The following is a 14,565-nucleotide window of genomic DNA, read 5'->3' on the forward strand; positions in this document are numbered from 1 at the left end:
GCCAAGACCCTTCGTGACGCTCGCAAGCTCGCTCCTCAGGGAGCGGAGGGGGACGCTCGCAAGCTCGCTCCTCAGGGAGCGGAGGGGACGATCGCAAGCTCAGTCCTAGAGAGCGGAGTTCTCTCGTGGTCCCGACGGCCCGTCCCCGGCCGACGATCTGACTGGGAACGGAGCCGACTGGGGCGTCACTGTGGAGTTGTCAAGGGACAGATGCGATCCCGGGCGATGGCCGGGTGCGAAAAGGTGCTGCGCGAAAGTGTGTGTCGGAGGGCCGGTCAGGCGGCGTCGTCGAGTCGCATGGTGCGTCGGTTGTATGCGGGTAGCGGTCGGCGTTGCGGATCGATCGACACGGGCGGTACGAGCCAGGGGTGGCGGTCGAAACCCATCACGATGTCCCACCCGTGGTGGTGGACCTGTGTGTGGCAGCGCTGGCAGAGCAGGCAGCCGTTGTCGAGGTCGGTGGGTCCGCCGTCGGCCCACAGCCTGATGTGATGCACCTGCGTATGGGACGGCGGTGCACCACATTTGACGCAGCACGTGTCGCGGACGATGATCGCTTTGCGTAAGTGTGACGGATACAACCGGCGGGTGTGACCCATCTGCAGCGGTACGCCCTCACTATCGAGGATGATCTCCGTGAGCGAGCCGTCGCACGACACCTGTTTCGCGGTGGCATGGCTGACCGATCCGGTCCACGGCAGCGTTGCGAGGTCTCCGGTCGCGGGGATAGTCAGTATCAATTGAGTGCGCGGGGAACCAACGGTATCGAGGGTAGCGCCGATCGCGGCTTGGTCGAGGATCAGTTCGAAGGCGTCGGCGCGGCGTTGCTCGGCGGTGCGTCGATCCTGTGCGCCGTCGGGTTCGGGCCTGGGGCAGGAGCGTTCGTCGATCATGGCCTGAAACTTCTCTCCCACGATTTGGGTGAGGTCGGCATGTACTTCGACGCGGCCGTCGTCGGTGGTGTGGGCGTTGACCGCGTTCAGCGATGGGTCGTCGGCGGCCGGTACACCGGTGTCGGCGGTGTCCGCCAGAGTATTGGCGATGGCTCGGCCATGCTTGAGCACTTCTGTCGGTGTTGCGCCGGAGAGTGCTTGCGCGATGAGTTCGAGTTCGTACTGGGCGCGCTCGTCATCGGAAAGGGCTTTGTGACAACGCTTCTCGATCTCGTTGATCCCCCGCACGATGGCATCGACGACCTCGCCGGACAGCCGCCCATCAGCGGCGTGACGCGCCACCACGGGCAGCGTCGGCAGCGCGTCGACACCCCGCATGGTGCGAAGAGCGGCGGCCGGTGCATGTCCTGACTCGATCAGCAGTTTCTTGGTGGTGCTACCGGCCTTCTGGGCGACGCCTAGTTCGTCGAGTTGCGCTGCGTGCAGGGCGATCTGATGATCTGCAAGGTTGCGGATCAGACGCCACGTGTCAAGGGCGTCGAATGTTGCTCTGCCCGTGGGATCGTCGGCGGGTGGGGCGGTCTCGACGAGCTGATCGAGGAGCGTGGTGAGCTCTGGCATGACTCCAAGGTACAGGAACATGGGTTCGATTTCGAGGAGTTTCCACAGGCTCGGAAATCGCGAAACTGACTACTGTGCAGCATGTTTCGTTGATTGTGCCTCGATCGTCGTCAGTAGTCTAGTCCTGTCACATACGTACCGTATTCTGTCCCAGAACGGTAGATGTGCTGCTGACCAACGACTGTCGTGTGACCGAATGTCGCGCGTCGTTCTGCTGCAGAAGTATCTGCTTGTCCAGGAAGCGGTCGATTACTACTGAGCACAGGCGCTGCTCGTCGGGTGATTGATGGTGGACGGGCCAGTCACCGAGGTGGCACGGGAACTCAACGTCCACGAGATCGCAAGGTGCCGCCCGACCGAGGCGGCGGGTGAGCGCGCGGAACGGACCAGACTGCGTGCCGAGCTCGCCGAGAAGGGCCGTGATGTCGCGCTACGGAAAGAAATTTCGGCGTACTATGCGGCGCAGCATCATCGGTGAGTCGTTTCGAATTCATCGCCGCGGAGTGCGCCTGCCATCATGTCATGAAAGGCGGTGCGCCTCTCATCATTTCGCGGACTGGATTTCTGCGCGTGCAGGTCGGCAACGCCGCGTCGAGTTGACGCCACGACAGCGGCGGCGCCGCGATCTGGAAGTGTCTGGCGCACTGGCAGGCCACGCGACGCACCTACGGTTCACCGCGTACTACTGCCGCACGCCGAGGCGGGTGTGGTCTCTCAGCTCGATTCGGCGGCGTCGTTCGCACCGGACCTGGTTTGGCCGCCGGTTCGATCAGGGCATCGGCGGGGTCGAACCCGCTGAAGAATGATCGCCCACATCCAACGTCGATCTACGTCAGACGAGCGACGCTGGTCGTTACCCGCCCTCAATGAATGCTCTGTGCGTTCGACACTCTCGGGCACGCGGCTCAGTAGTAGTACGGGTAATCGTCCCAGCGCGGGTCGCGCTTCTCGAGGAACGCGTCACGTCCTTCGACGGCTTCGTCGGTCATGTAGGCCAGGCGAGTCGCCTCACCGGCGAACACCTGCTGGCCCATGAGGCCGTCGTCGGTGAGGTTGAACGCGAACTTCAGCATGCGCTGGGCCGTCGGCGACTTGCTGTTGATCCGGCGCGCCCAGTCGATGGCGGTGGCCTCCAGCTCGGCGTGCGGGGCGACGCGGTTGACCGCGCCCATCCGGTGCATGGTCTCGGCGTCGTAGGCCTCCCCGAGGAAGAAGATCTCGCGCGCGAACTTCTGCCCGACCTGCTTGGCGAGGTAGGCGCTGCCGTAACCGGCGTCGAAGGAACCCACATCGGCGTCGGTCTGCTTGAACCGGGCGTGCTCGGCCGAGGCGAGGGTCAGGTCGCACACGACGTGCAGCGAATGCCCGCCGCCGGCCGCCCAGCCGTTGACGACCGCGATCACGACCTTGGGCATCGTCCGGATCAGGCGCTGGACCTCCAGGATGTGCAACCGCCCGCCCTCGGCCTTCACCCGCGCCGCGTCGACCGTCTCGGCGCCGGCCGCCGCGACGTCGTCGTCGTGTGTCGTGGCGTACTGATAACCGCTACGCCCGCGGATGCGCTGATCGCCGCCGCTGCAGAACGCCCACCCGCCGTCCTTGGGGCTCGGGCCGTTGCCGGTCAGCAGGATCGTGCCGACGTCGGGCGACCGCCGCGCATGGTCGAGGACCCGGTACAGCTCGTCGACCGTGTGCGGGCGGAAGGCGTTGCGGACCTCGGGACGGTCGAATGCGACGCGCACGATCCCAAACTCGCGGCCCTCGCCGACGTGGCGGTGATAGGTGATGTCGGTCAGGTCGTCGAAGCCGGGCACCACCGCCCACGATGCCGGTTCGAAGGGTTGGCCGGAGGGTCCCTGGGTGTCGGGCGTCGCACTCATGGGGTCAGCCTATCGACGCGGCGACCGGGCGCTTCGCACGCCTGCAAGCGGCGGATTGGTCGGAAGAGGTCACGAAGTCGTGACGGGTTCGACGCGGATTGCATTCAACCATTGGATGCCGGCCGGTCTTCGGCTCGAACATCACCGAAATCTCAGTTTCGGATGCTTAGCTGTCCGTATGGCTGTATGGGGGTGGATTCTGATCCTCGGGGGCGCGTGGTGTGTCGTGTCCGCGGCGGTCGCGATGATCGTCGGGAGGGCGGTCCGGATCCGAGACGAGAAGGAACGCGGTCCGCGTGGCGTGCCGGACTACATACCCGAGTCCACGCGCCGGCTGGCCCGGGGCGGGGTGTGTGTGGATCTCGCCGACCGCCGTCGTACCGATCGGCACACCGACACCGACACCGGCTAGGGCGCGGCACCGCCGGCTCTTATACGGTTGGCCGGTGAGCGAAGCGAACGATCGCGCCGTCGAGACCGTCGACGAGGACCCGCACGAGGGTGGCTTCCGGGCCCATGCGGCCATCACCACCGACCGCGGCGGACCCCGCTACGGCGAGTTCAGTGAGCAGGTCCGCCTGCTGATGGACAACGCCCGCTACGCCTGTCCCGACGACGAGCTCGTCGACGAACTCATCGAGTCACTGAGGGCGCTCAACGACCGGCTCGCCGATTCCCGGATCGACGAGTGGCACTCACCGGCGGGGACCCGCATCGACCTCCCGTCGCGCGGCAACATCACCCTGCCGCCGTATGTGGTCACCGAGGTGAACGACAACGGGGTCGTCGCCGAACTGACGTTCCGCGATTTCCACCTCGGCGGGAACAACGCCGCGCACGGCGGTCATGTCGCGGTCGCCTTCGACGACGTGGGCGGCTTCGCGTCGGCGGTCGCGATCCAGCATGTCAGCCGGACCGCGTACCTGACCGTGCAATACCGGTCGATCACACCGCTGAACACGCCGCTGCGAATCCACGCCTGGGCGGATCGGATCGAGGGGCGCAAGGTCTTCATCAAGGGCACCCTGTACGACGGCGACCGCCTCTGTGCGGAGATGGATGCCCTGTTCATCAAGCTCAACCCCGGTCAGGCCTGACCAGCACTCGTCGGCGGGCGCACGGGCAGCCGACGGCTCACCTCCACCGGCGCATCCGTGCGCGACAGGCGCAGCACGATGGTCGGCGCCTCGCCGGCATCGAGGGGCCACGTCTCGAGCATCTCGTCGCGCAGGGCGGCCAGTTCGTCGCCGTGATTGCTCGACAGCGTTCGCGCGGTCGCGTCGTCCCCGGCGTAGAGGAACGTCGGTGTCATCGGGTGAACCGCAAAGCCGAGACGCTCGGCGGCCACCCACAGCTGCTGCGCGACGATCCCACCGCGGAGGTAATCGGCGGGGGTCGTGCCCTGCTGCACCAGGACCAGGATCGCCGACGACGACGCGGCCCGGGCGCCGGCATCGGCACCGAGCGCGGCACCGCCACCCCATTCGTCGAGCAACGCCATGACATCGGCACGCCGCAACACGTCGAGCATCCCCGCCATCGCCGGCGGTAGGTCGAGCGAGGCGACGTCGATGCCCTCGGCGGCGGCCGGATCGGTGGTGAGCTCGGCGAACATCTCCCGATGCAGTTCGGGCGTCAGGAACCGGGCGCGATCCGATCGGGCGATGATCGAGGCATATCGGTCGATGTCCGCGCGGTCGTCGAGCGCCACCAACCGGGTCCGATCACTCGTGGCGGCATCGTGCAGTCGGACGAGATCGGAGGCCGACAGCGGTGATCCGTCCCCGACTCCACGTCGGGTGCCGCGGGCGAGCAATGCGTCGAGTTCGGTCTCCGCGTCCGCGGAGCGCGACCCGGTGTCGATGCCCTTGAGGCGTGCCCGGCCGGCCAGCGTGTCGGCCGTGTCGACGATCTCGATGTCGTCGAGCACCCCGCGCGCGACGGCCGCGACCTGCGCGTTGTACAGGGCGGCGCCGACCGCCACCGCGGATGCCCGGTGCTCGACGTCGAGGGTCGAGGTGCGGCTGCGGTCCAGGACAATGGTGACGGCGTCGTCATCGGCGATGATCTGCCAGGGCTGCTGGTTCCCGGCGGACGGCGCGCGGCTCGCGGCGTACACGACGAGTTCGCGATCGGTCATCGCCGCGACGGCGGGCTGCACCTGCGGACGGAGCGGTTCGGCGTCGGCCGGTGGTTGTGCTGGGGGTGCGGAGGCATGGGTGTCGATCGGGTCCTCGAGGCCGTCCAACCAGGCGTCCCGGTCGAATCGGACGCGACCGGACGGCAGGGACTTGCCTTGCACGAGGCGGCGGACGGCCGCGGCCACGGTGGCGCCGCCCAGGAGGACGTCGCCGCCGAGCTGCGGCCAGGCGGTGACCGTGTGCCCGAGCTCGATGGCTGACGCCGCCATCGGCGCGGTCACCTTCGTCGGCTCGAGTACCCGGACGGCGAGCGGGGTGAGCGACGCGCGGTCGAGTCCGACGAGATCTTCGATGCGCAGGTCGCCGGCCAGGCCGTGGAAAAGGGGCCGATCCGGTTCGAGGTCGAATCTCTCGACATCGAGGGTTCCACCGTCACTCGTCTCCATGAGAACCGGAATTCCTCGCTCGCGACATTTCTGGCGAACGAGGACCTTTACATCGAAGGAATCACATTCTTCGACGACGAGATCCAGGCCGTCGAGGAATTCATCGATGTTCTCGATTGTTATGCCGTCCACATGTACGACGGTGGTGAGATAGGGGTCGATCTCGGAAATGCGTCGAGCGGCGATCACGGCCTTGTTGTCGTGAATATCCATGAGGGTCGCCGGAATTCGATTCATATTCGTGAGTTCGAGATCGTCGAAATCGGCAAGGCGTAATTCGCCGGCAAGACCTTCGAGTGCGAGCGTGAGCGATATCGCGTGTCCCACACTCAAACCGACGACACCGATCCGGAGCTCGCCCGCAGCGGCTTGCTGCGACGCGGTCAGTTTGTGCCGGTTGCGGTCGAGCCGGAGGCGTCGGAACGTGCGCGGGCCGGGGATCTTGACGAGGGCGTTACGCCAGGGAAAGTGCGCGTAACGAGGTGTCTCGTCCCGGAGAGCGGGCTCGGCGGGCGGGAGGAGTTCATCGAGTGCGCGGGCGGCGCCGGCCGTGATGTCGGACACAGTGAGGGACGGTTCGGCGGTCAACGCGGCGGGTAGTTCGTCCGGGAAGTAGAGGGTGGCGGCGGCATCCGGCGGCGTGTGCATAAGCCCATGGTGTCGCACGGGATTCCACGACGCCAACCGTCAAAGCGACGGTCGGGCAAAAAGAACTGCGCTTGTGGGAGTGCATAAATGTGGCCCTGTGGCAGCATTACACGCGGGGTCGGGGGAGATCTCGTCTCTAAATTTACTAATTCCTGGAAGGCAATACTGCGATGAATAAGATGTCAGTCACCAATGATCAGGTTCGCACCGGCATGTTGCAATCGATCGCACCCGAAACCGGGACGGAGTACTCGGTGGTCGTGGCGAGCCCGCGGTCGGAGCCCGAACTGTGGCGTGAGTACCTTGCCGGCGCGGACGCGTCGTACCACCGCCACGGGTGCGCGGCCGCACTCGAGTACGACGAGGTCGCCGGCGGCGAGGGCACCGCGATGTTCTTCGCGGTGCTCGACACCGAGGGCAAGGTCGTCGGCGGGCTACGGGTCCAGCCCCGGCTGGAGGCGGCTGCGCAGTCGCACGCGCTCGTCGAATGGGCGGGTCAGCCCGGTCAGGTGCAGCTCGTCAACGCCATCGAAGAACGTCTGCACGACGGCATCGTCGAGGTCAAGACGGCCTGGGTGGACGAGCGATCGGCGATCGCGGGGTCGGTGGCCGGCCAGTTGTCGCGGTTGGGGCTGGTCATCATGGAGATGTCCGGGGTCGAGGCCATGATGGCGACCGCGGCCGACCACGTCCTGCGCCGCTGGCAGTCCGGTGGTGGACGCCTCGACGAGTCGGTGTCCGCGACGCCGTTCCCCGACGACCGGTACCGCACCCGGCTCATGTGGTGGGATCGTGCCCGGCTCGACACGCTCACCAGCCCGGAGACCTGGCGTCGGATGCGCCGGGAGGCCGACGCCCTCCAGGCCGCGACGACTCAGCGCCCGCTGGTCCGGCTGTCGATGTCGACGAAGTCGGCCGGGCGTCGGTAGAAAACCTCGTACAGGCTCGCCGACGGCGGAGACACCGTCCGCTCGGCGTCGGCGGCATGTGCGCTCGGCGCGCCGTCGTTCCAGGTCACCGCGTCGATGGATTTGATGACCGTCGTGTCCCGGCCGTTCTCCTTGGCCTGATACACGCAGGCGTCGGCCTGGCCCAGGAGGTTGCCGATCACGTCGTCGGTCGAATAGGCGGTGTCGAAACGGCCGGAGACCAGTGGGTCGCCGGCGACGCGCAGCGGCGCGCAGACGCCGCCGACGCTGATGGTGACCGGCGCTGCCGCGGCGACGGCGGCCCGTAGGCGTTCGGCGCTGAGCCACAGTTCGTCCGCGTCGTGGACGACGTGGAACATGAGGAACTCCTCGCCGCCGTAGCGGCACACCTCCGAACCCACGGGGGCGTGCTCGCGGATCGCGGCCGATGCCGCCAGCAGCACGCCGTCACCGGCGAGGTGGCCGTACTGGTCGTTGATCTTCTTGAAATGGTCGACGTCGAGCAGCAGGATGCCGATCCAACCGGTGGACGACCGTGCGGCCGAGAGGAGCTGCGATGCGCGGATCAGGAAGCCGCGCCGGTTCAGCAGGCCGGTCAGCGGGTCGATCCCGACCAGGCGGGTCTGCTGATCGAGCACGGCCTCCATCGACTTGCGCAACGCGACGACCAGGAAGACCGGCACCACGATCAGGCCGAGCATCGCGCCGAAGCTGATCAGGTACTCCGGCAGCGAGGGCGTCGTCACCGCGAGGACGGTTGCCGCACAGACGACCGCCAGCGCCAGATGGGACAGGATGAGTCGGGTGGTCGCCGAGATCGCGCCGATCGCCGGGATGACCGCGACGATGGCGAGGACGAGCGTCGACGATCGTGGCGAGGCCAGGATCATCGAGGTGCCGCAGATGCCCACGATCCCCAACCCGCCCAGGAACGCGAACTCGAGGTCGGTCAGCCGGGCGCGGATGGCCGTCACCGCGAAGACGACCGCGATGAACGACCAGATGGTGAGCAGGATGGGCATGCCGCCCGGGTACAGCGTCTCGGGCGCGAGCACGCTGATGACCGGCAGCGGGATGACACCGCCGGTGCTGATCAGTGTCGCCATCGACCGGGCGTCGTAGCGCCGGAGCACCCTCCTGATCAACGACATCTACCACGACCGCTTTCCGTCGGCGGCTGTGGGGACAGCCGCTTGTTCGCCGAGATTCGCATTAATGCCACTGCGACTGCATTGGCGGAAACCGCGTAATCTTTCGTGTCCTACGCATAGGCAATGAAAGCACCTTACCAGCAGTTTTGCCGCACCTCGCGGAATCGTTAGCAGCGCTGCCGAGAATAGTGGCGAATCGCCGGCCGCGTCGGTCTCAGATTTTGTGAACATCTGTCAAAAGAAATCGATGTCTCGACCCGGGCCCACGAAAATTGCACACGGTTTCGTCGAACCGTCGCGGCGGGCATTTGTGAGAACGGTCATGACGGCCGGCCCTGGTCCGCCAGCGGTGGCGCCTCGTCCTCCTTCCCGGAAGCGGACCGGCTGAGTAGTATCTCCGCGATGGAGAACTGCGGCGCCCCCGGCGTCGCCCTGGGGGGATCGGACCAGCGAATGACGTCGTGTTGACGTTCGGCACCTCGGTGATCGCGGTGTCGGTCGACCCGTACCACCGAGCTGTCGTCGCCTATGGCTACGAGACGTCGGCCGCGGCCGCCGAGCGCTTCATCGAACAGGTGCTGATGCCCATCAGTCCGCGGGCGCGTTTCCAGCGGCGGTCGGACTTCGACTGGCTCATCCACCTCCCGTGGACCGGCGCCGGTGACGACGAGAGCGGACGCAACGCACTGATCGAGGCGGCCCGCACCAAACTCGGTGCGCACACCGTGAGCGACGGGGAACGCAGCTGGTTCCTCGACGTGTGCATGGGCGTCGCCGTCGGCGATGTGCACCTCGCCGCCGAGTCCGAGGACGATCTGGTCCGCCACGCCGATGCCGCCCTGTGCATCGCGCTGAGCAGCCGCACCGCCGTCGCATTCGCATCGCCGACGATGCTGCGCCACATCCGGGCCGAGGTCGACCTCGCGGGTTGGCTCACCAGATCGGTCGAGCGCGACTTCTCGGTCTTCTATCAGCCGATCGTCGCGGTACCCGACCGGCGGGTCGTCGGGTACGAGTCGCTGCTCCGGTGGCACACCGAGTCCGGCGTGCTGGCTCCGGACGCGTTCCTGTCTGTGGCCGAGGGAATTTCGCTGCTCGCCCCCATCGGACGGCATGCCATCGGCGAGGCCATCCGGGACCTGTCGGGGGAGATCACCCGGAACGTCGGGCCGAGCACGTTCGTCTCCCTCAACCTGTCCGGGCAGCAGTTGTGGGACGACGGGCTCGTCTCGTACGTCCACGGCCTGATCGACGGTCACGGTGTCGAGCCGTCGAGGGTCTGGGTCGAGGTGCGGGAGGACCAGGCGATCCGGGTCGACACCTCCGCGTCGCGGGCGATCGACGCGCTCCACGAGCTCGGCTGCACCATCTGCATCGACGACCTGGGGGCCGGGTTCTCGGCCCTGCGCTACGTCCGCGATCTCCCGGTCGACGTCCTGAAGGTCGATCGGACGCTCATCGCGCAACTGGCCGACAGCTCGCCCGACCGCGCCGTCGTCCGCGCGATCGGTGAGATGGCCGCCGCCACCGGGGTGAAGATGGTCGCCGAGGGGATCGAATCCGAGGCGTTGCTCCCGATGCTCGAGGAGTTCGGGTTCGACTACGCCCAGGGCTTCCTGTTCGGCCGCCCGTCGCCGCTCGTCGAACTGTTCGGGTCTGACCGGTAGCGAAGGCTAGGTGCCCGATTTCGTTGTGGCGCAGCGTATTGCTCCCTGGGGTGCGAAGCGTGGCCGATCCTGCTCCCTGAGGTGCGAGCGAAGCGAGCCTCGAAGGGCGTGGTGAACATTTCTTGCCAGGCCCTTCGAGGCTCGTCGCTATCGCTCCTCGCACCTCAGGGAGCGAAAGGCTGTCGCTATCGCTCCTCGCACCTCAGGGAGCAGAGAGAGACGGCACCGCTTTACCCGACAGACCGACGGTTCTGCGGTTCGTTCGGACTAGGGAGCGGGATGATTCGTCGTCGATGGCACCCCCCTTCGACATGCGGCTGTTTCCTCAAATGTGTTGCGGCTCCAGACGATCAATTCATGTGACCGTACTGGTCTCGATCGCCTGTGGTCGGCCGGCCGACTCCACCTCGATCCGCCGCGGCTTGGCCTTCTCGGCGACCGGGATGGTCACGGTGAGAACGCCGTTGTCGTAGCGCGCAGAGATGGCCGCGCTGTCGATGGCGTCGCCGAGAGTCAGTTGGCGGCGGTAGGTTCCGGAGAATCGTTCGCTCGTCAGCCACTGCACGCCCTCGTCGGACGGCGTGCTCCGCTGGGCGGAGAGGGTGAGGACCCCGTTGTCGACGCTGACGTCGATGGAACCGGGATCGGCGCCGGGCAGATCGGCGATGAGCAGGTAGTGGTCCTCGACCTTGTACAGGTCCAGGGGCATGAAGCGGGGAGTGCGGGCAGTTCCGGCCGCTGAACCGGTCATCATGCCTCGGGTCCAGGCATCCATGTCGGAAAAGGGATCGAAACGAAGCACAGCAGTTCACCTCCTGATTCTCAAGGCTGCTCGCCACCCGTTAGACGAGCAGTTCATCGCTGTACTGCCAACGAAGATAGCACCGGATCCGGCACTCGTCTAGCACTCTGGAGGTGAGAGTGCCAGATTTTTCCGGGGCCCGAAGACCACGCCGCCCGACCGCGAGTTCGACTGTGCCGGAGTGGGTCCGGTCTGCGCCGGCGTGGCTGCCGGAGGGTCGAACGACGCGATCGGGCGGGGTCGGGTCAGGGTCAGTCGGTGAGCTCGGTGGCGTCGATGCTGAACCCGGCGTTGCGGAGACGGTCGATGAGAGCGTCGCCCATCGCCACGGCGGTCGTCAGCACTCCGGCCCGCTTGGGCAGGTGGTCGCGGTCGAGGGCCAATGCCAGCGCGCTCTCGGCGAGCATCACCGCGGTGGCCTTGTAACCGGGATCGCCCTGGGCGCGCATCCGGGCCTTGTAGCGTCGTCCGGTGGTCGTCCGCGTGAACGTGTCGACCACGAAATAACCGTTCTCGCGGGCCTTTTCGCTGGGTCCGTCACCGGGCTTCGGCAACACGCGGTCGAGGACACGTCGCGTGGGGCCGAAACTCATCGCTCCCATGAACGCGCCGGTACCGACCGCGACGGCGCCGGCGATCAGGGTCGACACCGCGGGGACGCCGCCGACGCTCATCGTCTCCGCGTAGTGGAAGTCCTTGCCGTAGGCGTTGTCCAGCAACGCATTCGAGCGCCGCACGATCCGGGTGTTGTGGGCGGCCATGAAGAAGGGGGCGAGGGTGCCGCGCAGCGACGGGTCGACCTTCTTGGCGTTGATGATGGACAGGTCGCTCGGTTCGTCGGACAGGCTGACCCGCGGGACCTCGCCGGGGCCGCCCGAGAGGGCCTGTGGGTTGAGCATGAGCCGCCGGGACTGGGCGTTGCGGGCCTCCTCGGCGATGACCCGCATCGAGTCGATCGTTCCGCCGGAGATCCCGCCGCGGAACGACGCGACGACGAGGGTCGTGTCGGTCATCTCGCCGGCGGCGTCGTCGGAGACCTTGCGGTGCAGCGCGTAGGTGGTGATGTCGGAGGGCACGGAGTCGAAGCCGCAGGAGGGCACGATGCGTGCCCCGGAGGCGGCGGCGACGTCGTGGACCTTGTCGATCGCGTACCGCACGAACGGCACCTCGCCGGTGAGGTCGACGTAATCGGTTCCGGCGGTGGCCGCCGCCACGATGAGGGCCTCGCCGTACTTGAGGTAGGGGCCGACGGTCGTGCAGACGACCTGGGTGCGCGAGACCATCGCGTCGAGCGCCGCGGGTGATTCCGCGTCGGCGATGATCAGCGGCCAGTCGTGTGCGCGCAACGGCAGCCGCTTGCGGGCGTCGGTCAGCTTCGACTCGTTGCGGCCCGCCAGCGCGATCTTCGTACCGATCGGCGCGTGGTCGGCCAGATACCGTGCCGTGAGTTCGCCGACGAAGCCGCTGGCGCCGTAGACCACGACGTCGAATTCGCGGCCGTGGGAGGTGGATGATGTCGTGTCGGTGTTCGATTCCCCGCTCATCTTCCCGACCTTACGTGGGACCGGGGTCACACGTAACCGTCGAGTCGGGCGAGACGGTCACGACGCCCGCCGAGCGGCGAGGCGCGCGGCGAAGGGCGCCACGAACAGCATGAGCAGGACGCGCAGGATCTGGGCGGCCACGACGAACGCGACGTTCCCGCCCGCCCCGGTGGCGGCGGCGAGGACGGCGTAGATCCCGCCCGGAGTGGTCGCGAGATAGCAGTCGAACATCGACTCGCCGGTCCACGCGGACAGCACGACCCCCAGCAGGGCGCAGCCGGCGCCGATGACGAGGATCAGCACGAGCGCCAGCGGCAGGACACGGCCGATCGCGCGCAACCGCGGCATCGTGAATCCGAGACCCGCCTGCCAGCCGATCACCGCGTAGGCGACCGCGAGCAGTGCGGGGGACACCTCGGCGGAACCGGCGATCCCGGTCAGTTCGGCCGCGGTGGCCAGCGCCAGCGGACCCAGCAGACCGGCTGCGGGCATGCGCAGCAACCGGCCGAGCGGGATCCCGACGCCCAGGCACACCGCCAGCAGTAGCAGTCCCCAGCCCTGATTCTGCAGAGTTTCCGCCGACCAGGCGTCGGATCCCGGTGCGACGGCCCCGTTTTCGGCACCGAACACGAGCGAGGCGACCACCGGGATGGTGACGGTGACCAGCGCGACGCGCAGGTACTGGATGACCGCAACCATCCGTTCGTCGCCGCCGAACTCGCGGGTCAGCGCGACCAGCCCGGACGCGCCGCCCGCGACGAGCGCGAGCGAGCCGGTCAGGGAGTCGACGTCTCGGTGCAGCCCGAGCAGGGCGCCGCAGGCGATCGAGATGACCAGTGTCCCCAGGCCGATGACGAGCACCGGGAACCACGACGACCCGAGTCCGCCGACGGTCTCGGGCTCGGCCATCGTGCCGATGAAGACGCCGAGGACACCCTGCGACGCCACGAACGCCCATCGCGGGACGATCGGGTCGTCGGATTCGTCGGCGTCGGTGTTCGTCCGGCCGGGCGCGCGGCCGGCGATCGCGAGAGCACCCGCGACCACGAGCCCCGCGAACAGGGCGGCGGCGTCGACCTCGAGGAGCTCCAGAACGAGCGTCGCGACCGCGGTGAGGAGTACCAGCACTGTCCAGCGACGCACTGGCTCCACAGTAGGCCCACGGGCCTCAGACCGGCCGGGCGGTCCCGACGGTCAGCGCGCCGAACGGTTTCGGTACGCCGGGCTGATAGAACGCATCGAACGGCCCGAGTGCGAAGCCGGCGGCAGTGAGCTCGGCGCGCACGTCGCGGGTGAGATGGCAGCCGCCTGCGACGCGTTTCTGGATCGGTTCGAGTCGGCGCTGCCACCGTCGGACGCGGGCGTCGGGGGCGGACCCGTGTTCGAGGAATCCGAGTTGTCCGTCCGGACGCAGCACGCGGCGGAGTTCGGCGAGCGCCGCCTGGTGGTCGGGGATGGTGCACAGGGTGAAGGTGGTGAGCGCGGCGTCGAAGGAGTCGTCGTCGAACGGCAGTCGTTGGCCGTCGAGTCCGGCACGTTCGATGGGCACCGGGGAGGTGGCGACGCGATCGGCGGCCATCGACCATCCGACGGTTGACGGCTCGACGGCCGCGACCTCGGTGAGCCCGGCCGGGTAGACGCCGACGTTGAGGCCCGAGCCGAAGCCGATCTCGATCATCCGGCCGGACAACGACGCGCAGGCCCGCGCCCGCAGCGGGGTCAACGCCGCCATGCCGCAGGTGCGCTCGATGAGGTGCGGCAGGACTCGATCGTCGTAAAATCCCACGTGACGAGGGTAACGCCGCTCCCCGCCGCGATGTGGGGACTCGGGAGAGCACTAGGC

At 67.6% G+C, this 14,565-nt stretch carries 13 protein-coding genes; 5 read left to right on the forward strand and 8 right to left on the reverse strand.

Annotated elements, in window-relative coordinates:
• Positions 1 to 275: 275 nt before the first annotated feature.
• Positions 276 to 1,535 (reverse strand): HNH endonuclease signature motif containing protein, encoded by a 1,260-nt coding sequence (locus tag A9310_RS02505; protein ID WP_065629231.1) that lies wholly within the window; start codon positions 1,533 to 1,535, stop codon positions 276 to 278.
• 265 nt (positions 1,536 to 1,800) lie between these two features.
• Here A9310_RS02505 and A9310_RS02510 point away from each other — a divergent pair, with 265 nt between their 5' ends.
• A complete protein-coding gene (locus A9310_RS02510) occupies positions 1,801 to 1,992 on the forward strand; it encodes a hypothetical protein (protein WP_083207227.1) in 192 nt (63 codons plus the stop codon).
• 427 nt (positions 1,993 to 2,419) lie between these two features.
• Here the strand turns inward: A9310_RS02510 and A9310_RS02515 are convergent, their stop codons facing one another.
• A complete protein-coding gene (locus A9310_RS02515) occupies positions 2,420 to 3,394 on the reverse strand; it encodes a 1,4-dihydroxy-2-naphthoyl-CoA synthase (RefSeq protein ID WP_065629232.1) in 975 nt (324 codons plus the stop codon).
• A 178-nt stretch (positions 3,395 to 3,572) separates the two neighbouring features.
• Between A9310_RS02515 and A9310_RS02520 the strand changes: the two genes are divergently transcribed.
• A complete protein-coding gene (locus A9310_RS02520) occupies positions 3,573 to 3,806 on the forward strand; it encodes a hypothetical protein (RefSeq protein WP_175401057.1) in 234 nt (77 codons plus the stop codon).
• Positions 3,807 to 3,840: 34 nt separating this feature from the next.
• Positions 3,841 to 4,491, forward strand: coding sequence for a PaaI family thioesterase (locus A9310_RS02525; protein WP_065629233.1), 651 nt, complete (start codon positions 3,841 to 3,843; stop codon positions 4,489 to 4,491).
• Here A9310_RS02525 and A9310_RS02530 read toward each other — a convergent pair.
• A complete protein-coding gene (locus A9310_RS02530; protein WP_065629234.1) occupies positions 4,482 to 6,629 on the reverse strand; it encodes an Rv1355c family protein in 2,148 nt (715 codons plus the stop codon). The genes A9310_RS02525 and A9310_RS02530 overlap by 10 nt on opposite strands.
• A gap of 212 nt (positions 6,630 to 6,841) precedes the next feature.
• Here A9310_RS02530 and A9310_RS02535 point away from each other — a divergent pair, with 212 nt between their 5' ends.
• Positions 6,842 to 7,558 carry a hypothetical protein gene (locus A9310_RS02535; protein WP_065629312.1) on the forward strand — a complete coding sequence of 239 codons (717 nt, stop codon included), beginning with the start codon at positions 6,842 to 6,844 and terminating at the stop codon, positions 7,556 to 7,558.
• On the opposite strand, the gene A9310_RS02540 is transcribed toward A9310_RS02535, so the two are convergent.
• On the reverse strand, positions 7,504 to 8,709 hold the full coding sequence (locus A9310_RS02540; protein WP_223258822.1) for a diguanylate cyclase: 1,206 nt from the start codon (positions 8,707 to 8,709) through the stop codon (positions 7,504 to 7,506). The two genes, A9310_RS02535 and A9310_RS02540, sit on opposite strands and share 55 nt — an antisense overlap.
• Before the next feature lie 461 nt (positions 8,710 to 9,170).
• Here A9310_RS02540 and A9310_RS02545 point away from each other — a divergent pair, with 461 nt between their 5' ends.
• Entirely contained in the window at positions 9,171 to 10,376 is a 1,206-nt protein-coding gene (locus A9310_RS02545) for an EAL domain-containing protein (protein ID WP_065629236.1), read from the forward strand.
• Positions 10,377 to 10,731: 355 nt separating this feature from the next.
• On the opposite strand, the gene A9310_RS02550 is transcribed toward A9310_RS02545, so the two are convergent.
• From A9310_RS02550 to A9310_RS02565, 4 genes are all read right to left on the reverse strand, one after another.
• Positions 10,732 to 11,178: an Hsp20/alpha crystallin family protein gene (locus tag A9310_RS02550; protein WP_058253341.1), complete on the reverse strand. Its 447-nt coding sequence runs from the start codon at positions 11,176 to 11,178 to the stop codon at positions 10,732 to 10,734.
• Positions 11,179 to 11,429: 251 nt separating this feature from the next.
• Positions 11,430 to 12,722, reverse strand: a complete 1,293-nt coding sequence (locus A9310_RS02555) for a trans-acting enoyl reductase family protein (RefSeq protein ID WP_065629313.1) — start codon at positions 12,720 to 12,722, stop codon at positions 11,430 to 11,432.
• Between the two features lie 57 nt (positions 12,723 to 12,779).
• Positions 12,780 to 13,865 (reverse strand): AbrB family transcriptional regulator, encoded by a 1,086-nt coding sequence (locus A9310_RS02560; protein WP_065629237.1) that lies wholly within the window; start codon positions 13,863 to 13,865, stop codon positions 12,780 to 12,782.
• A gap of 25 nt (positions 13,866 to 13,890) precedes the next feature.
• Positions 13,891 to 14,508, reverse strand: a complete 618-nt coding sequence (locus A9310_RS02565) for a class I SAM-dependent methyltransferase (RefSeq protein ID WP_065629238.1) — start codon at positions 14,506 to 14,508, stop codon at positions 13,891 to 13,893.
• Positions 14,509 to 14,565 lie beyond the last annotated feature (57 nt).

This window comes from Gordonia sp. UCD-TK1 (assembly GCF_001691435.1).
Lineage (GTDB): Bacteria > Actinomycetota > Actinomycetes > Mycobacteriales > Mycobacteriaceae > Gordonia > Gordonia hongkongensis.

What these genes read in the sequence shown, in the direction of transcription:
- A9310_RS02505 (WP_065629231.1), bottom strand. Translation starts at nt 1,535, where the DNA reads ATGTTCCTGTACCTTGGAGTCATGCCAGAGCTCACCACGCTCCTCGAT.
- A9310_RS02510 (WP_083207227.1), top strand. Translation starts at nt 1,801, where the DNA reads ATGGTGGACGGGCCAGTCACCGAGGTGGCACGGGAACTCAACGTCCAC.
- A9310_RS02515 (WP_065629232.1), bottom strand. Translation starts at nt 3,394, where the DNA reads ATGAGTGCGACGCCCGACACCCAGGGACCCTCCGGCCAACCCTTCGAA.
- A9310_RS02520 (WP_175401057.1), top strand. Translation starts at nt 3,573, where the DNA reads ATGGCTGTATGGGGGTGGATTCTGATCCTCGGGGGCGCGTGGTGTGTC.
- A9310_RS02530 (WP_065629234.1), bottom strand. Translation starts at nt 6,629, where the DNA reads ATGCACACGCCGCCGGATGCCGCCGCCACCCTCTACTTCCCGGACGAA.
- A9310_RS02535 (WP_065629312.1), top strand. Translation starts at nt 6,842, where the DNA reads ATGTTGCAATCGATCGCACCCGAAACCGGGACGGAGTACTCGGTGGTC.
- A9310_RS02540 (WP_223258822.1), bottom strand. Translation starts at nt 8,709, where the DNA reads ATGTCGTTGATCAGGAGGGTGCTCCGGCGCTACGACGCCCGGTCGATG.
- A9310_RS02555 (WP_065629313.1), bottom strand. Translation starts at nt 12,722, where the DNA reads ATGAGCGGGGAATCGAACACCGACACGACATCATCCACCTCCCACGGC.